Here is a 23,922-nt window from a genome sequence, read left to right as displayed (position 1 = left end):
TTGGAAGCGTCGCAACGAAAGGCCTGACAGAAGACCGCACTCGATCACACGCACAAAAGGTCAGAAACTTCTTGCAAAACGGGCGGCAACCACAGAAGTGCAAAGCACGGAGCCTGGCTAGCCGGGACGACCTGCCGTCGCGTATCGTGAGACGGAACGCTGCCAGTTCCCGGTTCAACCGCTAGAGAATAGCGCCGCCAATAAAAGTCTTGCTCAGCAGGCGCTGGCATGGATGATGGCTGACAAACCATTCGGAGATCGACATGCCCAAAGGATCGGAATTTCTTGTCGCCGCATTGGAAAATGAAGGCGTCGAACGCATATTCGGGATTCCCGGAGAAGAAAACCTCGACGTCGTTGAGGCGATCCGGACGTCCTCGATCGAGCTTGTACTGACCAGGCACGAGCAGGCCGCCGCTTTCATGGCCGCGACCTACGGCCGGCTGACTGGAAAGCCCGGTGTGTGCATTTCCACCCTCGGCCCCGGCGCGCTAAATCTCTCGACAGGCGCTGCCTACGCTCTCTTGGGTGCAATGCCGATGATCATGATCACCGGGCAAAAGGGCGTTCTGTCTTCACGCCAGGCGCGCTTCCAGGTCGTCGATGTCGTCGGCAGCATGAAGCCGCTGACCAAGCTTTCTCGCCAGATCGTCTCGCCGTCGATCATACCGACGCTGGTACGCGAGGCGTTCAGGATTGCGCAGGAGGAACGGCCGGGTCCCGTCCATCTGGAGCTGCCTGAGGATATCGCCGCCGAGGAAAGCGCGCCTGTCCCGATGGTGCCGCCTCATCCGGCAGAGCTGCCCGTCGCGAATGCGGACGCGCTCAATAGGGCGGCCGAATTGATCCGGCGTGCGAAGCGGCCGCTCATCATGCTCGGCGCAGCCGCCTCCCGCCCGCGTTCGACATCGGATCTGGCCAATTTCGTCATCAGGACCGGGATACCGTATTTCACCACCCAAATGGGCAAGGGCACGGTGCCCGGCGGTACTGAACTCTATATCGGCACGGCAGCGCTCTCCGAACGCGATTACGTCCATGAAGCGATCGAGCGGGCGGACCTCATTGTCACGATCGGCCACGATACCATCGAGAAGCCACCGTTCATCATGGGAAAAACCGGTCCTCAGGTGGTCCACGTCGGATATCAGCCGGCAACGGTGGAGCAGGTCTATTTCCCGCAAACGGAGGTCATCGGCGATATCGGTCCCTCGCTGAAGCTCCTCGCCGACAGGCTTGAAGGACAGCTCCCCAACGCGAAAGCCCTTCTGCCGCTGCGTGCGGGAATCCTGGAAAGGGTCGCAGCGCGTGCGGAGGAAGACCGTTTCACACCGCAGCGGATCGTCCATGATGTGCGCACCGTCATACCGCCCGACGGCATCGTGGCGCTCGACAACGGCATGTATAAGATCTGGTTTGCCCGGAACTACAGGACGCAGGTTGCGAATACGCTGCTGCTGGACAATGCGCTTGCCACCATGGGTGCGGGCCTTCCGTCAGCAATGACGGCCTCTCTCCTCTATCCTCATCGCCGAGTAATGGCAGTCTGCGGGGATGGAGGCTTCATGATGAACAGCCAGGAAATCGAGACCGCGGTTCGCCTCAAGCTCAACCTTGTCATTCTGGTGCTGGAAGACGGGGCATACGGGATGATCCGCTGGAAGCAGGCAGTCGACGAGTTCCCGGACTACGGCATGACTTTCGGGAATCCCGACTTTGTAAGATATGCTGAAGCCTATGGGGCCAAGGGCCACCGCGTGGAACATATCGATCACTTCGTTCCGACACTGGAGCAGGCATTCTTGGAAGGCGGGGTCCATCTTGTCGTGGTACCCATCGATTATTCCGAGAATAAGCGCGTCCTCGTTGACGAGCTCAGCAAGAGACTTCCCGTTTTGCCGGAGCAGACAGCATGAGCACTTTGACAGTATTTCAAGCCTTCGACCGTTCGCCCGCGCGCGAGATACCGATGGACGATGCGCCGACTCTAGCGACCAAGCTTGCGGCCGCCGCCGCGGCATTCAAGGATCGGGATGGCTGGCTCAAGACATATGAGCGTGTCGCCATCCTCCGGAAGGTTGCCGACCTTCTAAACGCCCGGGCGGAAACATTCGCCAAGCAGATCGCGCTGGAAGGAGGCAAGCCTTATCCGGATGCGGCTGTGGAGGTCGCCAGAGCTGCCGACGGTCTCCGCAACGCCGCCGACGAGCTGAGGAACTTCGCCGGCAAAGAGATCCCGATGGGGCTGACGCCGGCGAGCGAAGGCAGATGGGCGTTTACGACGAAAGAGCCCATCGGTGTAGTGGCCGCCATTTCCGCATTCAACCATCCCCTGAACTTGATCATCCACCAGATTGCACCTGCCATAGCGGTCGGGTGCCCCGTCATCATAAAACCAGCGGCTGCGACACCCTTGAGCTGCCTCGATCTCGTGGCGCTCTTCCGCGAGGCCGGACTGGAAGAACGCTGGTGTCAGACGCTCATCACCGACGACAACCTGCTGGCGGAGAAACTCGCGACCGATCCGCGCGTTAGATTCCTCAGCTTTATCGGATCGGCGAAAGTCGGATGGTATCTCCGGAGCAAGCTTCCTCCCGGCACGCGATGTGCACTTGAACACGGCGGAGCAGCTCCAGTGCTGATCCATAGCAGCGCGGATATCGGGACGATCATAGAACCGATCACGAAGGGCGCCTATTATCACGCAGGCCAGGTGTGCGTTTCCACCCAACGCATTTTCGTGGACCGTGCGCGTTTCGATGACTTTGTCGAGGTTCTCTCGGCACGTGTGGCCGCACTTCGGGTTGGCGATCCGCTGCTTCCAAATACCGAAGTCGGACCGCTGATCCATCCGCGTGAAGCCAACAGGGTCTCCGAATGGATCGACGAAGCGATTGCTGCCGGGGCAGGCCGGATCGGCGGCGGACATCTCTCGGAAACGACGCTGAAGCCCTCCATCCTGCTGAACCCGCCGCCCGAGGCGAAGGTCTCGCAGCTCGAGGTTTTCGGGCCGGTGGTCTGCGTCTATGGTTACGAGGATTTCGGCTCCGCCATCGAAGCGGCAAACGGTGTCAGATGGTCCTTCCAGGCAAGCGTTTTTGCTAGGGATATCGGACCTGCCCTGACCGCTGCGCAAAGATTGGAAGCCTCCGCCGTCATGATCAACGACCATACGGCGTTCAGGACAGACTGGATGCCATTCGCCGGCCGCAAGGAGTCGGGCTATGGCGTCGGAGGCATTCCCTGGACCATGAAGGATATGTCCGAGGAAAAGATGATCGTTCTACGGCGATAAGAGTGCTGGGCTCGGCAACGACCCGGTGGGGCCTTGCTCAGCGCAATGTTTAGCAGCGAGGTGGGAGCGGGCAAACCATCAGAGATCTCCACGCCGGATGACGAATTGAACGCGTTCGCCGGCATACCGGGTCTCATGATAAACGATTGGATGTCCCTCCAGATCGATGTCGACGCTCTCCACGAACAGGACCGGTGACGATTCCGACTGCCTCAGATGCTTGACGTCCTCCGGCGACGGCATCCTGGCAATACAGCGCGTTACGTCGCGCTTGTAGTCGAACACACCGTAATGCGCCAAAGCCTTGGTCATCGAATAGGTTTCCCGGTATTTCGCCCCGAAGCCCGGAAACCGGGCTGCCGAGAGGTAGGTTTCACCCACCGAGATCGGAATATCGTCGGCCTCGCCGATCAGCGAGATGTAGACTGCCGGATCGCCCTCGGCCATGTTCAGAGCCTGCGCAGCCTTCTTGTGCGTGGCACGTTCGTCGACCACGAGCAGGGTATGTGCCGGCTCGCGCCCCTGTAGGGCGACGTTAGTACTGAAGCGGGTTCGCTCGCCGATGGCGTAGTCCAGCATCTCCGGAACGACATAGGAACCGCCGCCCTTTCGCTTGAACAGCACTCCCCGCTGCACCAGGGCGGCAATTGCTTGGCGGGCCGTGTGCCGGTTGACACCGAATTCCGCCGCCAGATCGAACTCCGAGGGAAGTCGCCCATTCCCCCTGAAACGCCCATCCTTGATCTCTTGCAAAAGAATAGCCTCGATCTGTTTCCAGAGCGGCTCGTCCTGCCCCTCGTGTCGCACGAGTTCTGCTGCCATTACCTGTATCCGTCATTCTGTGGTCGACTCGCCATCATAATATGGAAGCCTGGCACGACCCGGAACCACCCAAATTGCCGCTCGCATCTTATACGCCGCTGTCACGAAGCTGAAACAGAATCTGTCTAGACAGATTGTCGTCAAGACAAATTTGAGTGAGCTGCGGACAATCCCGACATGGCGGAACTGAGCCTTTCCAACCTGACGAAGAGTTACGGCCCGACGCCTGTGCTCCGCGACGTCTCACTCGACGTCGCGCACGGGGAATTCCTGACATTGCTCGGACCGAGCGGTTGCGGAAAGTCGACACTGCTGAGGATCCTCGCCGGGCTCGAAGTCCAGGACGGCGGAAGCCTGTCGATCGGCGGCAGAAATGTCGACGGCCTACGGCCCGGGGCGCGTGACGTCGCCATGGTGTTCCAGTCCTACGCGCTCTATCCCCATATGACCGTTGCCGCGAACATGGCCTTGCCGCTCAGAATGCGCAGGCTCTCGGCCTGGCAGCGCCTGCCGCTGATCGGCTGGTTTATTCCGGGTACCGGGCGGACCGGCGCCGAGATCGAAAACGCCGTCGCCGACACCGCCGATGCGCTCGGCATCGGCCACCTGCTCGGCCGCAAGCCGGGGCAGCTCTCCGGCGGGCAGCGGCAGCGGGTGGCAGTCGGCCGCGCAATGGTGCGCGATCCGGCTGTCTTCCTGATGGACGAGCCACTCTCAAACCTCGACGCCAAGCTGCGCGTCCAGATGCGCGCCGAGATCAAGGAATTGCACACCCGGTTGGGCGTCACCTTCATCTATGTCACTCACGATCAGGCGGAAGCCATGACATTGTCGGACCGCGTCGCGGTCATGCTTGAGGGCGAACTGCTCCAGGTGGGTAAACCGCAGGACATCTATGCCGACCCGGCGGACCTCCGTGTGGCGGAATTTATCGGTTCGCCGAAGATCAACATATTGAAGGCGGCGGTGCGTGAGCGCGGCAGGGTCGAAACTGCCGGCACACTATTGCCGCTGACCGTCGAACAGCAGCCCGGCACAACGTTGACAATCGGCATCCGCCCTGAAGCATTCCAGATTGCCGGACGCGACCAGCCGGACGCCTTCTGCGGGCGCATTCGCCTCGTCGAACATCTGGGCTCCGACCTCTTCGTGCATTTGGACATGGATGGCGTGGAAGAACTGCTGATCGCCCGCCTGCCTGTGGAGCAGGCCTCGGAGGCCGTACTTGGCAAAACGTTGCAGCTGACAGTCCCGGCCGACCGCATGATCGTCTTCGATGCGGCCGGCATGCGTGTTAGGCCCAGCGCCAGCACCCATGCGATCAGGGAGTATGCGCGATGACGGTCGCAATCGATCCCGTGCCGAAGACGCGCCCTTCGTCAACCGATGGACCGGGCGCGGCGGCGCGGGCGATGGCGGCAGGCGAGGCGATGGCGGCCTTCTGGCTCGCAGGACCTGCGACGGTCGCGCTCATTGCCCTCTTCATCCTGCCGGTTCTGGCCGTGCTCGGCATTGCCCTTACCGATTGGCAGTTCGGCGCGACGAGCCTGCGCTTCGTCGGACTTGCCAATTTTCGCGAGGTCTTCGGCGACCCGGATTTCCAGGTGTCGTTCTTGAACACGCTCATCTACGTGTCAATCGTCGTGCCGGCGACTGTCGTCCTCGGCCTGGTGGTCGCTCTTCTGGTCGAAAGCGGCAGGAGCCTCAGGGCCTTCTATCGGGCTGTGCATTTCCTGCCCTACATGGCGATGTTGGCGGCGATGGCGATCTCCTGGGAGGCGCTTCTTCATCCGACAATCGGGCTCGTGAACCATATTTTTGCGGCCGCGGGTCTTCCAACCGCTAACTGGTTGCGGGACGAGAATACCGTGCTCGCCGCGCTCGCCGTCATCGGCATCTGGCAGAATCTGGGCTTCGCCATGGTTTTGTTTCTGGCTGGCCTCAAGGGCATCCCGAAGGATCTCTACGACGCAGCGAGTGTCGACGGCGCCGATCTTTGGCTCGACCGGCTAAGGACGGTCACACTACCGATGCTCGGCCCGACGACGATGTTCGTGGTGATCGTCGTGGCGCTCAACGCCTTCCGGGTCTTCGATACGGTGCAGATCCTCACGCAGGGCGGACCGCGCCATTCCTCCGACGTGCTGCTCTACACGCTGTACCGCGAAAGTTTTGAGTATCTGCGCACAGGCTACGGCGCCGCCGTCACGATCGTCTTCCTGGTGATCGTCGTCTCGCTGACGCTCTTTCAGGCGCGCGTGATGGATAGAAAGGTCCACTATTCATGACCGTCTCCCCATTCCGCCTCGGCATCGGCCTTGGTCGGCACGCAGCTCTGCTGCCGACCACGCTCTTCGCTCTCATTCCCTTCATCTGGATGGTAAGCCTGTCGGTAAAGCCGCCGAACGAGATCTTCGGCTCGCCCTTCGCGCTTATTCCGCAGCATTGGGATGCCTACGAAAACTACAGCAAGGCGCTCAGCACTGCGCCGCTCGCGCGCTTCATGGTGAACGGCGCAATCGTCTGCTTTGCCATCCTCGCCCTGCAGATCCTCTTCTGTGCGCCTTGCGCCTATGCGCTCGCCAAGCTGAAGTTCCCCGGGCGAAATCTGCTCTTAGCATTGGTTCTCGTCGGCCTGCTGTTGCCGCATCAAGTGCTGGCGCTACCGCTTTTCATTCTCTGCTACAAGCTCGGCATCCTGAACACTTATGCCGCCCTGATCCTGCCCTTCATCATCTCGCCCTTCGGCATCTTCCTGTTTCGCCAGTCGTTCAAGTCGATCCCCGACGATATTGTCCAGGCTGCGCGGCTCGACGGGCTTTCCGAACTGGCGATCGTCTGGCGCATCATGGTCCCGATGGCGCTGCCGGCAACCATTGCATTTTCCATCTTCTCTGTCGTTGCCCACTGGAACGACCTCTTCTGGCCGTCAATCGTTATCAAGAGCAAGGATCTCATGCCACCCTCCCTCGGCGCTGCAGCCTTCCGAAGCGTTGAGGCCGGTTCTGATTTCGGCCCGCTCATGGCCGGCGCGGTGCTTATCATCCTGCCGCTTCTCCTCGCCTTCGTTCTCGCCCAGCGATGGTTCATCGAAGGGCTTGCTTCCTCCTCCCTCAAGTAGATCAGCACGGAGTTCATTCATGCAATCTCTCGTCAAATCCCTTGCGCTAGCCGGTTTGCTCGGCCTGACCGCCGGTGCCGCGCGGGCGGCGGACACCACGATCAACGTCCTCTATGCCAATGACCGCACAACGGCCGAAGCTCACGAGGAGATCAAGACCCGCTTCGAAGCGGAAAATCCCGGCATCAAGATCAGTTTCCTCGCTCCGGCCGACAGCTATGAGACCGCAACCCAGAGCCTGCTGCGCGGCGCGCTCATCGGCGATCTGCCTGACGTCGTCTTTCAGGGCCAGAACCTGATCCGCAGCCTGGTGGATCGTGATCTGGCCGTGCCGCTCAACTCCTTCATCGAGGCTGACGGCGGCGCCGACAAGCTCGGCTACGATGCTGGCATGCTGCGCATCGGTACGCTCAAGGATCGCTATTACGCCATTCCGTTCGCGGTCTCGACACCGCTCGTCTACGTCAACCTCGATCTTCTGAAGGCGGCTAATGTCGATCCCGAGCAATTTCCGACGAACTGGGCCGACATGGTGGCGCTCGGCAAGCGGCTCGACAATCCGGCAAACGGCGTGACCGGCTTCTATTTCCAGTGGGACATCACCGGAAACTGGATGTTCCAGAGCCTCGACTTCAGCTATGGCGGCCAGATGTTGAGCGCCGACGAAAAGACAGCTGCGCTCGACGGCCCGGCCGGCATTAAGGCGCTGGAAACGGTGGAGAGCTTCGCCAAGGCCAGCATGCCCAACCTCCCCTCCGCCCAGGCGCGCCCCGCTTTTGCAGCCGGCAAGATCGCGATCTTCGCCGACTCCAGCTCCAACCTCGGCAAGGCAACGGCCGCGGTCGGCCAGAATTTCAAGTTCCGCACCTACCCTTTTCCTCTGCCGTCCGCTGACGGTCGTCTGCCGGCTGGCGGCAATGCCGCGTTGATGCTGACGAAGGATGCGGAAAAGCAGAAGACGGCCTGGAAATACATCAAGTTCGCCACCGGCCCGATTGGCCAGACAATCATGGCTCGCCATACGGGCTACCTGCCGAGCAACAACATCGCCATAAACACGCCTGATCTGCTTGGCGACTTCTACAAGAGCCAGCCGAACTATCAGACCAGCATCAAGCAGATCCCGGTCCTCACCGGCTGGTATGCCTTTCCCGGGCCGAACGGTCTGAAGATCATCGATGTCATCAAGGGACATCTCGAAGCGATCGTGACTGGCAAGAAGACAGCTTCGGAAACCGCTCCGGCGATCACCCATGACGTACAGGCCCTGCTGCAATGACTTCAATCGATAACAACACGGCGGATTCGGCCGTCACCGCCAGCCCCTATGATGGGCTGGCAATCAGCTACAACGAAGCACGCCCAAGCTATCCGGATGCGGCTATCGCAGACCTCGGCGGCTTGTCCGGCCTGGTCGTCGACGTGGGTGCCGGAACAGGCATCTTCACCCGCCAGATTGCCCGCCTCCTGCCACAGGCCGAGACGGTCGGGATCGAGCCGAGCGCCGACATGCGGCGCATGGCACAATCCGCATCGGCCGATATCGGCAACATAACCTTTATAGCCGGTTCGGCCGAAAAACTTCCCTTTTCCGATGGGGCCGCAGCGGTGATCACCGCCGCGACCGCTGTTCACTGGTTCGATCGACCGGTCTTCTACGCAGAGGCCTTCCGATGCCTTTGCCCCGGCGGCCGCCTGGTCGTCCTGCAGAACATCCGCCGGTGGTGGCACAGCGAATGGCTAGCCGCCTACGAGAACCTGCACGAAACCGCAGTGAACGGCTACCGGCGCGGCACCTTCCCCGCCTTTGACGGGCAATATCGGGCGCTCGACGTCGCTGCGGAGCTTTACGTGTATGAACGGTCATCATCCGTCGCGACGCGGGATTTCGAATGGCGAACCGCCCTGTCGGAAAAGGATTTCATCAGCTTCAGCCTCTCCTCGACGATCACTCAGCGCGCCATCGCGACGATCGGCGAGGCGGCCTATCTCGAAAGGCTGACACAGCTGATCCGAACCCATTCGCAGAACGGTATCCTGCCGATCGACTACGTCACCAGGGTCGTCACCGCGACGCGGGCCGACGATCCGGCCGCCTGAGTGCATCCTCCTTTCGCCAACAAATAGGCCTTCGCATGCAAAACTCTTCCGATCAGTTCCGCATCATCCAGATATCCGATCCTCATCTCGGCCGCCGCCGCCCCTTCTTCCAGCACAATTGGGAAGTGCTGGTGGAGCTGCTCGCCGCCGAGACTTACGATCTCGTCGTCTGCACCGGCGATATGTCGATGGAAGGGGCGCAATTCGAGGCCGAGCTCGCCTTCGCCGCCCGACAATTTAAGCGCATCCGCGGTCCTATCGCCTTCGTGCCGGGCAACCACGATATCGGCAACAGCCTGCCGGACGTGCGCGGCGGCGAAACGGTGATCACCACCGCCCGCCGCGAAGCTTACCTCCGCCATTTCGGGCCGGATTTCTGGACGCGCGACATCGGCAGCCACTGGCGGCTGGTCGGCCTCAATTCGATGCTGCCGGGAAGCGGCCTCGAGGGGGAAGCACAACAGCAGGTCATGGTCGAGGAGGCCGCCGCCAGCGCGGCCGGCCGCCGTCTGATGGTCTTCAAGCACAAGCCGCTCTATATGGGCACGCCGGACGAAACTGTGCTCAGCCAGAGCGCGCTTTACCCCGAACACCGGAACCGGCTGAGGGACGCTCTGTCGCCGGCCAGCGATGCGCTGGTATGCAGCGGCCACATCCATGACTACAAGACCGCGACTTGGCAAAATCTCCAACAGATCTGGGCGCCTTCGACAGCCTTCGTCATTGATCGGGACGGCTTGCAGTATCCCGTTCACGGTATTCGCCGAGCCGGCTATTTGGTTCACACGCTCTCAGGTGACGGGCATGTCCATGCTTTCGTCGAGCCGGACCGTTTCCTCAACATCGACGTCGGAAACTGGATGCGGGCGCCGGAGAGCTTTCATGCTCGTTACCACACGGAACCCCTGCGTGGCCTCATTCTTGCCGGAGACGAATGAAACCGGGCTCAGCTCATCCATTCGGTCGCCAGATACCAAGCGTGGAATGCTCGCAACGGCGCTGATTTCATCTTGAACTGCATTGTTCTAAGCTGTTGCCTGAAGACTACCGTCAAGTCGGTGCATCATGGTCGACCAACTGACAATAGAGGTATTGGGCGAACTCAACGTCAGACAGCAGGGACGGCTGTTGCCCCTGCCAAAGTCGAAGAAAACCCGTGCCCTTCTTGGTTATTTGGCCGTCATCGGAAGACCCCAGCGTCGCGACCACCTTTGCAGGATGTTCTGGGAAATTCCGGATGATCCTCGAGCTTCCTTAAGGTGGAGCCTCCACAAAATCAGGCCAATCGTGAACACGGAAGGTCATGAACGTCTGCATGCGGACCACAATTCCGTTCTTCTCAGCCCCCAGACGGTCAGCGTGGACTTCAAGGGCATAGTCTCCCTTCGACCCGCGGACCTCGACGCCTTGGATACGTCGACACTGGAGTCGCTGGCGACGATATTTCGCGGTGAATTTCTCGAAGGCCTCAGCCTGCCGCACTGCCCAAACTTTGAAGCGTGGCGGCTATATCACCGGGACAGAGCGTTTCGGCTGCACACGGCGATCCTGCGCACCCTCATCCGACGCCTTCGCGACAATCCCGAGCGTGTGCAGGCTCATTCCATGGTGCTCGACAGACTTATCGAAGAAATAGCCGACGTCGGTCTGCCCGAGCAGTGGCCGGAGTCGTCAAATTCCGCGACCAAACCGATGCAGTCTGGTCGCGATGCTCCATATCAGCCACCTGGACCTTTCGCACTAGAATCAGGTCCTAACTCTCGGGCGTTTGCCCCTTTGCTGCCCGTGGCGCCCGGCAAGAGATCGCACGAAATTCGCTTCTGCAAGACCGCGGACCAGGTGACGATTGCCTATGCGGTGCGTGGACACGGATCACCGATCGTGCGAGCCGCACACTGGATGTCGCATCTCCAATATGATTGGGAAAGTCCAGTGTGGAGGCATTGGATCGACGCCCTTTCGGAAAAAACGATGCTCATACGCTACGACGAACGTGGCACCGGTCTCTCGGACTGGGTTGCCGAGGATCTGTCGTTTGCGGCGATGATCGCAGACCTGGAGAGCGTGGTCGACGCGGCCGGCCTCGACCGATTCACACTTCTGGGCGTATCGCAAAGCTGCGCCGTCTCTGTTGCCTATGCCGTCCGACATCCTGAACGGCTTTCAGGGCTTGTCCTATACGGAGGATTTGTAAAGGGCTGGAGGAAGCGAAGCGACAGCCATGAAGTAGCCACGCACGAGGCGATGACCGCACTGATCCGGGAAGGCTGGGGACAGAACAATCCGGTGTTTCGGCATCTCTTCACAGCAATGTTCATCCCAGGGGCGGACCAGGTGCAGATGGATTGGTTTGACGAACTGCAGCGCATTTCGGTGTCGCCTGGCAACGCGGGTCGCCTGCACGAAGCATTCGGGGAAATCGACGTTTCAGACGTCCTGTCGCAGGTGACGGTTCCAACGCTCGTCTTGCATGCCAGGAAAGACGCTGTCGTTCCCTTCCAGTCTGGAAGGGAGTTTGCAGCCGGAATCCCTGGCGCTCGATTTGTCGATCTCGATAGCGCCAATCACATTCTTCTCTCCAGCGAGCCCGCCTTTGAGCAGTTTATTCGTGAAGTAAGGCGGTTCGTCGCCGAAACGGCGGAGCCGCAGGTTAGAATGCCTTGACCTGTTGGCTGCGCTCTTTCAACGATTGGGCCGGCATTTTCAACGATTGCCCCCACACTCTTTCTCACGCAGGCAAAATAGCGTGCTTCTTGCTGCATTCGACCCTCACAGGGAGGCATGACGATGAAGATTCACACTGTAACTGGCGGTGCAGGATTGCGACTGCACGTTCGCGAGTGGGGAAAAGAAGACGCGCCGTCGATCTTTTTCATCCACGGATGGTCGCAGAACCATCTGTGCTGGAAAAACCAATATGAAAGCGCGCTTGCGGAGGATTTTCGCCTGGTAGCCATGGATCTGCGCGGTCATGGCATGTCGGACGCCCCGCTTGAAGCCGGGCACTATACTGAACCGCAGCTCTGGGCAGACGATATTGCCGCCGTCATAGATCAACTCAACCTTGCTAGTCCGGTTCTCGTGGGCTGGTCCTACGCCGGCTACATCATCTGCGACTATCTCCGCGCTCATGGACCTGGCCGTGTTGCGGGCATCAACTTCGTGGGCGCGGCGACCACCATGAATAAGGCGGCGCTTGGCGCCCTGATTGGCCCAGGCTTTCTCGACCATGTCATTGGCGCCACGAGCGACGACTTGCCCAGCAACATTGAAGCAATCCGCAATTTCGTACGCGGCTGCACTTATTCGCAACTGCCTTCCGATCTGTTCGAGATGGCAATTTGCTGGAACATGGCCGTGCCAGCGAAGATCCGGGCTGCCCTGCTCGCCCGCGAAATCGATTCTGACGACATGCTAACTGCACTTACACTGCCTGTCCTTATGACCCAAGGCCAAGAGGACACCGTAATCCTGCCGGCAATGGGGCGACACCTTCTGGCATGCTGCCCTCAGGCGACAGCATCCTGGTATGCCTCGACCGGACACGCACCCTTTCTGGAGAATCCTGCCAGGTTCAACGATGAGCTATACCATTTTGCGCGTGACGACCATTTCCATGCGGTCGAACCCGTATTGCCTTGAAAGAAAAACGGCGCCGCAGGCTCGGGCTTTCCTGCAACATTTCTTTGCAAATCACCCCCGAGCCGCCACTTTTTGACGAACAGCCCGCCGTATTTGGCGCGCCTCAATGCCGTCCATCAGATGTAACGCCCCCAAGGAGCGCGCGATGGAGATGAGGCAGATTGAATTGAGAAGTGCTCGAGACGGCTCCTTCTTGGGTGCGGGGTTAGCACTATGTGCATGCGCCGCCGTCGTCGGGCTGTTTTGTGCAGCGACACAAATCGAGAGTCTCGGCCCAGTTGCGGTTGGTGATAGCAAACTCGACAGCTCACCAACCATCAACAGCCTGCAGGCAGCGGTCGACACAAGTCCGGCGGCGCCGCTACCAGCGATCGCGAATGCGGCTGTCCCCATTCCAGTGGCAAGATCGACCAGTTTGGCGAAGCTGGTGATACCCCGAGTCCACTCGCAAAAGGCAAAAGCGCCGCTTCCGGCGTCGTCAGATGTGCTGCGGTTCAACGAATGCCTGCCGCAGTGCGAGACCAAGGACCCCATGATCGCGGGATACCCCCTCGACAACGACCATGCTGGCAATCTGCTATTGCAGGCGAGCGACGACCACGCGGATGAACCCGGCTTCTCACCATTGAAAGATGCGACGTATGTCGTGAGCCGGGTGGCGGACGCTTCCGGGGCGGCCCTCAAGGGAGGGCGCAAGATGCTGGATCACGTCATTCCCACGGATTGGTGAGATGCAGCCCTTTTTCAGGCACGCTCAAATCATCAGATTGCAAGGATATTCACAATCGTTCGAGAGCCGCGCCATCGGGGCTCAATATAAGAAGCATCCAAACGATACTCACTGTTTTACCTGCTTGCCGACAGCAAAGCTGTCGCGCCCACTCGCAATAAAATCGAACAAAACCAAACAAACAGCGAGACGCGCAACGGCTAATCTCTTCTTGCACACAGGAGAATTGTCATGGTCTCAGACCTAGCGACGAGCGCCCAAAAGCTCATTTTGATATTTCTGCCGAACGGCGCCGCTCATGTCATCGCGACGAAGTTGGCGGAGCACGGGTATGAAACGACAGTTGCATTGTCGATACCGGAAGTGTTCGACGCCCTCTGTTCGGATCGATACGGTCTCGCCGTCACCACGCGTCCCGACATTGATATCGTCCGCAATATTCGCTCAATACCCGTGGTGAATCTCGAGGTCTTTTTTCACGCAGTCCCCTCCGACAGCGGCCTGGTCACCTCGTCGAAGCAATTTGACGACACCGGGTTCCTCCAGCGAATCAGGGCGCTCATCGAACCAAGGCCCGGCAGAACCGAAGTCACCCAGGCCGGATCGACGTCGAATGCAACGGCCGGTGCAGACGCCAGATGGCCCTCTCGATTGCTTACATCCGCAAGATCTCTGCTCGGAAGCTACATCGCGGCGAGCCCAAAGAGCTGAGACATGGCCGATCATAGCCCTGTTCGAGACGAATTCGGCTCGACACGCGATCGGAACGCATGCCCCTTTGGATTTTCTGTCCAACATCTTCAAGCCGCAGCGCCGAGGGGGGAGCTGCTATTTTACGGCGGAAGCATGACAATGGTCTGGATAATGGGTGCGGCATCGTTAAGCGGCTACATTTTGACAGCGCTGTTTGCCATCATAGCGGTGTGGCGGCTCTTCAGGAGCGCCGCGAGCGACCTGATAGCGGGCATGCCGAAGCGCTCCGCGTTCAGGCACTACACGGTGAGCATAATCTCGCTGGTGTTGTTTTTCCTACTGGCCATTCGTGCCTGCTACATCACCACGATTATCGTCGATACCGTATTTCGCGGCGATCTGTTCGAAAAGGTCGCCGTCAAGAACCCCACTTGATTTTACTCCCGAGAGATGCCGACTGCGGCGCCATTCCTCTGCGCCAAAGTGAGGACATCAAGGGATGGAGCACCTGGCTGCCCCGCTGCAATATATCGCAACATTATCGAATATAACTTCACACAAGAGCTGATAGCTGTATTAGCAGCAGCAAAGAACGATCATGGCGTATGGAGTGACTGTGCCCGAACAAGCCCGGATTCTGATTGTCGAAGACGATCTCGACATTGCGAGCATGCTTGTCGATCTCGTCAACAATAGCGGGTTCCTGGCGTCCTCCGTGGCCAACGGGACGGAGATGGACCGGACACTCGCCCGCTCCAATTTCGACTTAATTCTCCTTGATGCGATGTTGCCCGGAGAGGATGGATTCAGCATTTGCAGACGCCTGCGGTCCTCCCGGAAGATCCCGATTTTGATGCTGACGGCTCTGCGAGACGACATTGACCGCATCCTGGGACTTGAGCTAGGGGCGGATGATTATGTCACGAAGCCTTTCAACTCACGGGAGTTGATGGCACGTGTGAAAAATATCCTCCGACGAGCGACAGATGCGAACGAACCCGCCGAGGAAGAGCTCGGTCCGATGACCTTCGCAGGCTGGCGCATCGACCCGAGAAGCCGTCAGCTTCTTGATGCGGAGGGCGCTCAGGTCTCCATGACGACGGCGGAGTTCGACCTTCTGTGGGCATTCTGCCGCAATCCCAACAAGGTGCTCACGCGCGAGCAACTGCTTTCGATGACGCACGCCGGCGCGGCGGGACCAGTTGAGCGCAGCATCGATGCGCACATCAGCCGCGTCCGGCAAAAGATCGAACCGAATTTGAAAGATCCGACATTCATCAAGACGGTGCGCCTTGGAGGCTATTTGTTTGCCTCGAAGGTGGAGCGTGTCCCGTGAGAAGCCTGCGCACGGCATCGATACACAAACAGCTCGTCGTCCTTGCGATTTTGCTCGTCGTTCTGGTGTCGATCGTTGCCGCTGTATCTGAGCCCTTTATCTACGGCCGGCACGACAAAGGTATCGAGATCGGGCTGTTCTCCGGAAGATTGGAGATGATCCTGGATGAGTTCACGCGCAGCCAGACCGCGGAAGAGGAGGAAACCGTCCTGCGTTTTGCTGGGCAGCTTGGAATGTCGGTGCAGCGGATACCGCCATCAGAGGCATCGACAATCTACGAACGAGGAGCCTCCAACGAACTTGTCAGACGGGTAAGAGAACTCACGGAATATGGATTCGTAAAATCGGCGCTAAGAGCGTTCGAAGGCGACGAGGAGCCGGGGCGCCTTGCGATCAAAATCGATGACAGGCGTGCGCTTTCTTTTCGCATGCCCGCCTTCCCAAGCGGCGTTTGGTTTGCGCCTGCGGTTGCCAGCGGGCTCCTTAAAATCGTCATCCCGCTGGTTCTGCTTGCTCATCTTGGCAGTTGGTTGATTACCGAGCCGCTCGTCCGCTTCGCGGCGGCTGCCAAGCGCGCCAGCATGGACGACAATTCCGACGAGCCTTTCAAGGTCGAGGGCGCATCCGAAATCCGGAGCCTGGCGGCTTCCCTGAATACGATGCAAACTCGAATCCAGCACATGCTGCGGGACCGCACCCGCGTGCTGCGCGCGATAAGCCATGATCTGAGAACGCCGCTGACACGATTGCGGATGCGTGCCGAGCGTTCGAACGAGCCGGAACTCAGGCGTCTTATGCTTGCCGATATAGAGACATTGGGCTCCATGATCGACGAGAGCCTGGCCTTCCTCGACAATACGCCCGAACAACCGCGCAACGTGGATCTATCGAGCCTGCTGCAAACGATCTCGACCGACTTCTCGGACACGGGCGTCGCTGTCACATTCGTTGGTCCGAGAAGGCTCACCTATATCTGCAAGCCGCAAGGTATGACCCGCGCGGTCTCCAACCTGATCGACAACGCCCGTCGCTACGCGGACAATATCGAAATTGAATTGCAGCAGGCCGAAGACGGCGGGGTGAAAATCAGGGTGAGCGACAATGGGCCCGGCCTGCCTGACAACCTCAAAGAAAAAGTTCTCGAGCCTTTTTTCAAAGCGGATCAGGCGCGACAAAGCGGAGCGAGGCGCGGTGGGTTCGGGCTTGGGCTTTCGATCGCGCAGGGGATCGTCAAAACGGGCCATCAAGGCACGCTCAGATTGCTCGACCGGGAGCCGAACGGCCTTGTCGTGGAAATCGATCTTCCCCCGTCAAATCAGCCCCGACCGGCGTTGGTATAAGAGCCACCGACGCAAGATAGAGTCGCAGCACGGTCGACGACGCTTCAGCTCAGCTTTGTCGCGAACATCTCTCAACATTATCGAAAACACAGCAACAGGCTGATCCGCTACCGCTGGTTCCGGTCGCTTTATGCCGTTCGGCATTCTCACCCGCCTGGAGCCACAAAATTGATGAATACATCCAAAGTTATTGCTGCGCTGATAATTGCTTGTTCGACGATTGCCGGATGCACAACAGCTGATCCCACCGTTTACGCGGGTCTCACCTCGGCCTCACAGCTTCAGCCGAATCCCGAGGACAGAAGCGGGCGCACGCCCTACCGCTTTCGGAGCGATGTCGACTGGAGGCGATACAATAAGATCATCGTCGATCCTGTCACCGTCTACAGCGGTCAGGACAACCAGTTCGTGAAAATCTCGGAACAGGACAAGGCTACCCTTGCGAGCTACATCCAGACTCAATTCACCGACAGGCTCAAGACCCGATTTGCTATCGTCAATACGCCGGTGCCTGGCACGTTGCGGCTTCACCTGACGCTGACGGGTGCCAAGACCACCACGCCGTTCCTCGGCCCCTTCTCCCACATCGATGTCGGGGGTGGCGTTTATAACGCAGTTCAGGCTGCTCGCGGCAAGGAAGGCTCGATGACGGGCTCGGTCAACTACGCGGTGGAGATCTTCGATGCACCCAGCAACCGTCTCCTGTCCGCCTACGTGACCAAACAATATCCCAATGCAATGAACGCCGGTGCCGCCTTCGGTGCACTGGAGGCATCCAAGGTCGGCATTCGCAAGGGTGCGGATGCCCTTCTTGCGCAGTTCAAGTGAGCGGCGCCCCCCTGTCGAGGCAGCTCCGAGAAACACTCCCACTGGCATCCCCGCCGCGGAAAGATGCCAGCTGGGACGAAAAAATTTGTAATAAATTCTTGCTGAAAGGGTCGCAGCAAACTTCGTTCGCAACATTCCGCCGCGAAGAAACACTCGGAAATATAAGGACGCACCCCGTTTATATGCTTCGCCTAGCTTAGCATCAATGAATTGAACCAGGTTCAAAGGCATTGATCATGAAGCATCTGCGTATCGTCGCAACTTTATTGCTAACAGCCGTTGGCGGCTTTAGTATCCCAGCTTTTGCCGAGGAGCCCTCAATCCCGGCTGCCGAGCAGAAACCCGTCGGTCCTGAAAAAATGCAATTTGCGCCGGAATGGATGCGGCCGGAAAGAGGGCCATGCCCCGGCTTTCGTCGCGACCCTCGATTGGACAGCGGTATGATAGCATTCAGGAGCGGTATGCCCGCCCCGCCGCCGCCTGGACCGCCGGTCGATTTCCCTCATGACTCGGATCGCACGTTGGAGCTCGCAAGCAGATTATCGGCCATGGAAACGCTGATCGGTGTCCGTGTCGCCCAGCTTGATGCTTGGAGGGACTACACCGCTGCACTGACGGACTTTCTTGATTTTCCGAGCCATATGCCGCCAAGGCCTTTTTCAGGGGCCGAAACGAAACCATCAGGTCCTGACATCGGCGAGAAGAAATCGCCCGGACTGTTTGGGGAAGAGATCGCCGATCGCATGCTGGACCAAGCAATCAAGGCTCGCGTGCTGAAAGACAAGGCGGCCGCACTCCGTGCCGTCCTGACGGCTGATCAGCTCGAGAAGCTCGAGGATGCCGAACGATCGCTCGATCCAGGCCCTCACGGGCTCCACTAGAAGCCAAGCGCTTCCGAATTCGTGGTCATCCATTCTACCTCCTTCTCCATCCGACGGGGATTGACCCCCGGACGCAGTTCGTCCGATCCTTGTTGGGTGGACGGAGTGGCCCGTAAAAGGGCTGCAAGGTCCGGGGCGCCCCGCCCGGCATCCCCGGACCAATCTCTGCGCGGATGCCAAGCAAACCAGAGATACGCCTTTTGCAGATATGTTCGCATTTTCATAAACGGCTCCCAAGCATCGCCGGTCCTATGGTGCTTTCCCTGGCGCTGGCCGGTTGCGTCGTCGGGCCCGATTATCGCAAGCCGACACTTACCATGCCGTCGCATTGGGGCACCAAGACCTCGAGCCAATCAGCAAAGGCCCCAGAACTGTCGCGCTGGTGGAAACAGCTCAAAGACCCGACGCTCGATGCATTGATCGAGGAGGCAGTGGTAGGCAATCTGGACGTCGCCTCGGCCAAGGCGAAGATTCGCGAAGCGCGCGCCAGCTATCGCGAGCAGAAGGGCGCGCTGCTGCCCTCCGTTGAAGGAACGGCATCGGCGACACGAACCCGGACGGCGGCCTCGGATGCAAGCTCCGAGGCGACTACCTATTCGCAATACCAGACGGGATTCGATGCAAGCTGGGAGCTCGATCTTTTCGGCGGCAACAAGCGCGCGGCAGAGGCTGCGAAATATGGTGTCGACGCCGCCGAAGAAGAGCTGCGCGATACGATGCTGACCCTCGTCGGTGACGTCGCTTCCTACTATGTTCAGGCCCGCGAATATCAGGCCCTACGAGATCTCGCACGGCGCACCGCCATCTCGCAGCGCAAGACGGCAGCTTTAACTCAAGCCGAATTCAAGGCCGGGAGCGCCACCGGCGTTGATGCCGCCAAGGCTGAAGCGCTGGCAAGCAGCACGGAAGCTGACATCCCGACCTATGAGATTTCTTATGCCACGGCGGTCCATCGTCTCGGCCTACTGCTTGGCAAGCCGCCGGCAGCACTGGAGGAGCGGTTGAAATCCGGCGGTCCCATTCCGAGGCCAAAGACCGAAGTCTCGACCGGCATTCCCGCCGATATTCTCAGCTCCCGACCCGATGTCCGCCTCGCCGAGCGGCAGCTTGCGCAATACACGGCCAAAATTGGCCAGGCCGAAGCCAATCGCTATCCGTCGATCTCGCTCACGGGCGATATCGCATCCTCTGCCACCAGCATTGCAGACCTCGGCAAGAAATCGACCATCGGCTGGTCGTTTGGTCCTTCGCTGACCGTGCCGATCTTTCAGGGTGGCCAGCTGAAGGCCGCCGTCGACGTCGCCAAGGCACAACGCGACCAATATTATGTCGCCTATCAGGCTGCCGTTCTTTCCGCCATGGAAGACGTCGAAAATGCCGTGGTATCGCTGACCCAGGAACGGCTGAAACACGGCAAGCTCAGCGCTTCCGCCACCTCTTACCGCCGGGCAACGGACTTGTCCCGCACGCTCAATCAAGCCGGCGTGACCGATTTCCTTGATGTACTCGACGCGGAACGCTCGCTTTACAGCGCGGAAGAAGCCCTGATCGAGAGCCAGGCCTCAATCGCCACGGACTATGTCGCACTTAACAAGGCGCTTGGCGGAGGCTGGGACGGCGAGGTTGATAGCTCCGAGCCCGCGGTAGTCGACACCAACACCGGTCCGCACTTAGCCGCAGCCAAATAGTCCCATGCTGAACTCCCCAGGCCCGATAATGGCACAAACCGAACTCAGACAAATTGAAAGAGCCGTGCCACGCGTGCGGTCATTAGGCACTTCGCGAAAAACCCGGCTTCGGCGGCCAGGTTTGGCTTTTGCCGCACTCGCTCTGCTTCTTGCCGCCGGCGCATTTCTGTTTCGCGGTGAAATCTTCGCCCAGGAAAGCTCATCGGCCATCACTGCCGCGGTGACGCGGGGCGATGTCGAGGAAGCCGTGCTTGCCTCAGGCACATTCAAGCCGATCAAACTGGTCGCCGTCGGCGCGCAGGTCTCGGGGCGGATCACCGCGCTGAATGTCAAGCTCGGCGATGAGATCAAGAAAGATACGCTGATCGCCGAGATCGACTCCACGACACAAAACAACGATCTGAGAACAGCACAGGCTTCGCTTGCCAACGTCAAAGCGCAACGCGAGGAAAGCGAAGCCGAACTCGTCAATGCGCAACAGACACTGGCGCGACAGCAGACCGTTTTTCGCAATCAGGCCGGCTCCAAGGCAGATCTGGATAGCGCGGAGGCCAGCGTCAAGAAGATCACCGCACAGATCGCTGCGCTCGATGCACAGATCGTTTCAGCAGAAGTCGCGGTAGAGACGGCACAAGCCAATCTGTCCTACACCCGGATTACCGCGCCGATGGACGGGACCGTGCTTGCCATCGTCAATCAGCAAGGCCAGACCGTCAATGCCGCCCAGTCGGCGCCGACGATCGTCATTCTCGGCCAGCTCGACACGATGATCGTTCGCACCGAAATATCCGAGGCCGACGTCGTCAAGGTCAAGGTGGGCCAGCCGGTCTATTTCACCATCCTCGGCGATCCGGCAACCCGCTATGATGCCGTGCTGCAATCGATCGAGCCGGCTCCCGAATCGATCACCAGCGACAGCAGCGTTACCTCTTCCAGCACGTCCTCCTCGAGCAGCACATCGACCTCCTCTTCCTCGTCTTCGGCGATTTATTACAATGGCATCTTCGCCGTACCGAATAAGGATAACCGCTTTCGCACCTACATGTCGGCCGAAGTCCATATCATGCTCGGCGCGGCCAAAGGCGTGCTGATCATTCCATCGTCGGCGCTTGGAGCAAAAGCCGTTGACGGTTCCTACAGTGTGCAGGTGGTCGCAGCGGACGGAAAGCAGACCCTCCGAAAGGTTACGATCGGCCTCAACAACAACGTCACCGCCGAGGTTCGATCGGGCCTGTCGGAAGGCGAGCGCGTCGTTATCGGGGAAGCGAGCACGACCATCACGGCGAAAAGCAGCATGGGCGGCGGGCCGCCGCCGATGGGGTTCTGAGCTATGGCTGCCCCACTCCTAGAACTGAAAGGTGTCAGCCGGGAATATCAATCCGGCGACCGCACCATTGCGGTGCTGAAGGACATCAATCTGTCGATCGCCGAAGGAGAGATGGTGGCCATCGTCGGCCCCTCCGGCTCTGGCAAATCGACGCTCATGAACATCATCGGTCTGCTCGACCGTCCCACCGCCGGTACCTATGCCATCACCGGCTCCGAGACACATCAGCTCGACAGCGATGCCCTTTCAAGGCTGAGGCGAGAGCATTTCGGCTTTATCTTTCAGCGCTATCATCTGCTTTCCGAGCTAAGCGCACTCGGCAATGTCGAAGTCCCGGCGATCTACGCGGACCGGCCCAGCGACGCACGGCAGGCCCGCGGCGCTGCACTTCTCGACCGCCTTGGCATGGGCGACAGGGCCGGACACAAGCCGGGGCAGCTCTCCGGCGGCCAGCAGCAGCGTGTTTCCATTGCGCGTGCCCTGATGAACAACGGCAATGTCATCCTCGCCGACGAGCCGACCGGCGCGCTCGATCAGCAGAGCGGCGAGGAAGTGCTTGGCATCCTCTCCGAGCTGCATGCCGAAGGCCATACAGTGGTGATCGTCACCCATGACATGAAGGTCGCGGCCCGCGCGCAACGTGTCATCGAGATCTCCGACGGCCGTATCGTCGCCGACAGGCGCGCGCGCGAGGAAAATGCTCAAGTTCCCCATAAGCAGAGCTCCATAGCTGAGAAGGAGCACCGCAGCGCCGGCTGGGGTGAACTGGGCAACCGGCTGCGCGAGGCGTTTCTTATGGCGATCCTCGCCTTGAAAGCGCATCGGTTGCGCACGTTCCTCACCATGCTCGGCATTATCATCGGCATCGCCTCGGTCGTTAGCGTCGTTGCGCTCGGGGAAGGTTCGCAGCGCAAAGTATTGGACAATATCAATAATCTCGGCACCAACACGCTGGAGATTTTTCCTGGCAAGAGCTTCGGAGATACTCGTTCGGGACGCATAAAGACCTTGGTCGTCGCCGATGCCGATGCCTTGGCCAAACTGACCTATGTCAGCGCCGTCACGCCAACCGTTTCGACCAGCAGCACGGTCCGGTTCGGTTCGACGGAGGCCAATGCGCTGATCAATGGCGTGGGCGATGCCTATTTTTCGGTCAAGGGTTCGAAACTTGTGGCCGGTCGACTGTTCGACGCCGACGGCGTGCGACGTATGGTGCAGGATGCCGTGATCGACCAGAATACGGCGACAACGCTCTTTGCCGATAAGGGCCTCGATCCCACTGGACAGGTCATATTCGTCGGCAAGGTGCCCGTCCGTGTCATCGGCGTCATCGCTTCGCAGCAGGGCGGCTTCGGTTCCAGCGACAATCTTTCGGTCTATCTTCCTTATACCAGCGTTCAAGCGCGGTTCCTCGGCGACATGTCGCTTCGCAGCATCACCCTGCGCATCAATGACGATACCGAAAGCTCGCTCGCCGAGGCCGCGGCGACACAATTTCTGGAACGCCGGCATGGCACCAAGGACTTTTTCATTCTGAACACCGACGATATCCGGCAGACGATCACGAGCACGACGCGGACGATGACCCTGCTCGTCTCCGCCATTGCCGTCATCTCGCTGCTTGTCGGAGGCATCGGCGTCATGAACATCATGCTGGTCTCGGTGTCCGAGCGCATCGCCGAGATTGGGGTCCGCATGGCCGTCGGTGCCCGCCGGCAGGATATATTGCAGCAATTCCTGATCGAGGCCGTGCTGGTCTGCCTGTTGGGCGGCACGCTCGGGATTGCCCTTGCGCTCAGCTTCGGCCTTGCCTTTAATCGACTGGGGTCGAACTTCGCCATGGTCTATTCGGGAAGTACCATCGCGCTCGCATTTACCTGTTCCTGCGTGATCGGCCTCACCTTCGGCTACCTGCCAGCGCGCAACGCGTCCAGGCTCGATCCCGTGGCGGCCCTTTCAAGAGATTGATCGTGGGCTGACTGAAGTCTCGGGGCCAGAAAACCGACCATCCCCTTTTCACAGTGGAAGAAGAACCGGCTTCGCCATTCATGTTGGGGGCGTCTGGCGAAGCCGGCCATGCGGGTGATCAGAGCATAGGAAAGCTCCGGACCGCATATGA

Annotated in this window: 21 protein-coding genes; 20 read left to right on the top strand and 1 reads right to left on the bottom strand. The window is 59.6% G+C overall.

From position 1 onward, the window contains the following. The first annotated feature begins 263 nt into the window (after nucleotides 1-263). Both CCGE525_RS24910 and CCGE525_RS24905 read left to right on the top strand, forming a co-directional pair. A complete protein-coding gene (locus tag CCGE525_RS24910) occupies nucleotides 264-1,916 on the top strand; it encodes an acetolactate synthase large subunit (RefSeq protein WP_120707033.1) in 1,653 nt (550 codons plus the stop codon). After that, nucleotides 1,913-3,295 carry an aldehyde dehydrogenase family protein gene (locus tag CCGE525_RS24905; protein WP_120707032.1) on the top strand — a complete coding sequence of 461 codons (1,383 nt, stop codon included), beginning with the start codon at nucleotides 1,913-1,915 and terminating at the stop codon, nucleotides 3,293-3,295. The genes CCGE525_RS24910 and CCGE525_RS24905 overlap by 4 nt, the downstream gene beginning before the upstream one ends. Before the next feature lie 78 nt (nucleotides 3,296-3,373). Here the strand turns inward: CCGE525_RS24905 and phnF are convergent, their stop codons facing one another. Continuing rightward, complete coding sequence (gene phnF, locus CCGE525_RS24900; RefSeq protein ID WP_120707031.1) at nucleotides 3,374-4,117, bottom strand: phosphonate metabolism transcriptional regulator PhnF; 744 nt, start codon at nucleotides 4,115-4,117, stop codon at nucleotides 3,374-3,376. Nucleotides 4,118-4,294: 177 nt separating this feature from the next. Here phnF and CCGE525_RS24895 point away from each other — a divergent pair, with 177 nt between their 5' ends. From CCGE525_RS24895 to CCGE525_RS24805, 18 genes are all read left to right on the top strand, one after another. Next, nucleotides 4,295-5,458 carry an ABC transporter ATP-binding protein gene (locus CCGE525_RS24895; protein WP_120707030.1) on the top strand — a complete coding sequence of 388 codons (1,164 nt, stop codon included), beginning with the start codon at nucleotides 4,295-4,297 and terminating at the stop codon, nucleotides 5,456-5,458. 71 nt (nucleotides 5,459-5,529) lie between these two features. After that, nucleotides 5,530-6,405, top strand: a complete 876-nt coding sequence (locus CCGE525_RS24890; RefSeq protein WP_245472356.1) for a carbohydrate ABC transporter permease — start codon at nucleotides 5,530-5,532, stop codon at nucleotides 6,403-6,405. Then, entirely contained in the window at nucleotides 6,402-7,238 is an 837-nt protein-coding gene (locus CCGE525_RS24885) for a carbohydrate ABC transporter permease (protein WP_120707028.1), read from the top strand. The genes CCGE525_RS24890 and CCGE525_RS24885 overlap by 4 nt, the downstream gene beginning before the upstream one ends. A gap of 19 nt (nucleotides 7,239-7,257) precedes the next feature. Next, nucleotides 7,258-8,517 (top strand): ABC transporter substrate-binding protein, encoded by a 1,260-nt coding sequence (locus CCGE525_RS24880; RefSeq protein ID WP_120707027.1) that lies wholly within the window; start codon nucleotides 7,258-7,260, stop codon nucleotides 8,515-8,517. Then, a complete protein-coding gene (locus CCGE525_RS24875; protein WP_120707026.1) occupies nucleotides 8,514-9,338 on the top strand; it encodes a class I SAM-dependent methyltransferase in 825 nt (274 codons plus the stop codon). Before CCGE525_RS24880 ends, CCGE525_RS24875 begins: the two co-directional genes overlap by 4 nt. A gap of 35 nt (nucleotides 9,339-9,373) precedes the next feature. Further along, nucleotides 9,374-10,276 (top strand): metallophosphoesterase family protein, encoded by a 903-nt coding sequence (locus CCGE525_RS24870; protein WP_162950292.1) that lies wholly within the window; start codon nucleotides 9,374-9,376, stop codon nucleotides 10,274-10,276. Nucleotides 10,277-10,403: 127 nt separating this feature from the next. Beyond that, a complete protein-coding gene (locus CCGE525_RS39100) occupies nucleotides 10,404-12,002 on the top strand; it encodes a bifunctional AfsR/SARP family transcriptional regulator/alpha/beta hydrolase (RefSeq protein ID WP_245472285.1) in 1,599 nt (532 codons plus the stop codon). A gap of 123 nt (nucleotides 12,003-12,125) precedes the next feature. Next, a complete protein-coding gene (locus CCGE525_RS24860; RefSeq protein WP_120707024.1) occupies nucleotides 12,126-12,980 on the top strand; it encodes an alpha/beta fold hydrolase in 855 nt (284 codons plus the stop codon). 145 nt (nucleotides 12,981-13,125) lie between these two features. Next, nucleotides 13,126-13,710, top strand: coding sequence for a hypothetical protein (locus CCGE525_RS24855; RefSeq protein WP_120707023.1), 585 nt, complete (start codon nucleotides 13,126-13,128; stop codon nucleotides 13,708-13,710). Between the two features lie 231 nt (nucleotides 13,711-13,941). Further along, on the top strand, nucleotides 13,942-14,421 hold the full coding sequence (locus CCGE525_RS24850) for a hypothetical protein (protein ID WP_245472284.1): 480 nt from the start codon (nucleotides 13,942-13,944) through the stop codon (nucleotides 14,419-14,421). A gap of 141 nt (nucleotides 14,422-14,562) precedes the next feature. Further along, nucleotides 14,563-14,838, top strand: coding sequence for a hypothetical protein (locus CCGE525_RS24845; RefSeq protein WP_120707021.1), 276 nt, complete (start codon nucleotides 14,563-14,565; stop codon nucleotides 14,836-14,838). A 163-nt stretch (nucleotides 14,839-15,001) separates the two neighbouring features. After that, complete coding sequence (locus tag CCGE525_RS24840; RefSeq protein ID WP_120707020.1) at nucleotides 15,002-15,739, top strand: response regulator; 738 nt, start codon at nucleotides 15,002-15,004, stop codon at nucleotides 15,737-15,739. After that, a complete protein-coding gene (locus CCGE525_RS24835) occupies nucleotides 15,736-17,079 on the top strand; it encodes an ATP-binding protein (protein ID WP_120707019.1) in 1,344 nt (447 codons plus the stop codon). Before CCGE525_RS24840 ends, CCGE525_RS24835 begins: the two co-directional genes overlap by 4 nt. 171 nt (nucleotides 17,080-17,250) lie before the next feature. After that, complete coding sequence (locus tag CCGE525_RS24830) at nucleotides 17,251-17,907, top strand: DUF3313 domain-containing protein (RefSeq protein ID WP_120707018.1); 657 nt, start codon at nucleotides 17,251-17,253, stop codon at nucleotides 17,905-17,907. 548 nt (nucleotides 17,908-18,455) lie between these two features. Beyond that, nucleotides 18,456-18,788 carry a hypothetical protein gene (locus tag CCGE525_RS39095; protein ID WP_245472283.1) on the top strand — a complete coding sequence of 111 codons (333 nt, stop codon included), beginning with the start codon at nucleotides 18,456-18,458 and terminating at the stop codon, nucleotides 18,786-18,788. Nucleotides 18,789-19,039: 251 nt separating this feature from the next. After that, nucleotides 19,040-20,476, top strand: coding sequence for an efflux transporter outer membrane subunit (locus CCGE525_RS24815; protein WP_120707015.1), 1,437 nt, complete (start codon nucleotides 19,040-19,042; stop codon nucleotides 20,474-20,476). 4 nt (nucleotides 20,477-20,480) lie between these two features. Continuing rightward, a complete protein-coding gene (locus CCGE525_RS24810; protein WP_245472282.1) occupies nucleotides 20,481-21,803 on the top strand; it encodes an efflux RND transporter periplasmic adaptor subunit in 1,323 nt (440 codons plus the stop codon). Between the two features lie 3 nt (nucleotides 21,804-21,806). After that, nucleotides 21,807-23,771, top strand: coding sequence for a MacB family efflux pump subunit (locus CCGE525_RS24805; RefSeq protein ID WP_120707013.1), 1,965 nt, complete (start codon nucleotides 21,807-21,809; stop codon nucleotides 23,769-23,771). Nucleotides 23,772-23,922 lie beyond the last annotated feature (151 nt).

This window comes from Rhizobium jaguaris (genome assembly GCF_003627755.1).
Taxonomy (GTDB): Bacteria; Pseudomonadota; Alphaproteobacteria; order Rhizobiales; family Rhizobiaceae; genus Rhizobium; species Rhizobium jaguaris.
The sequence above is the reverse complement of the archived record's forward strand: the minus strand, read 5'-3'. Positions and strand labels throughout refer to the sequence as shown.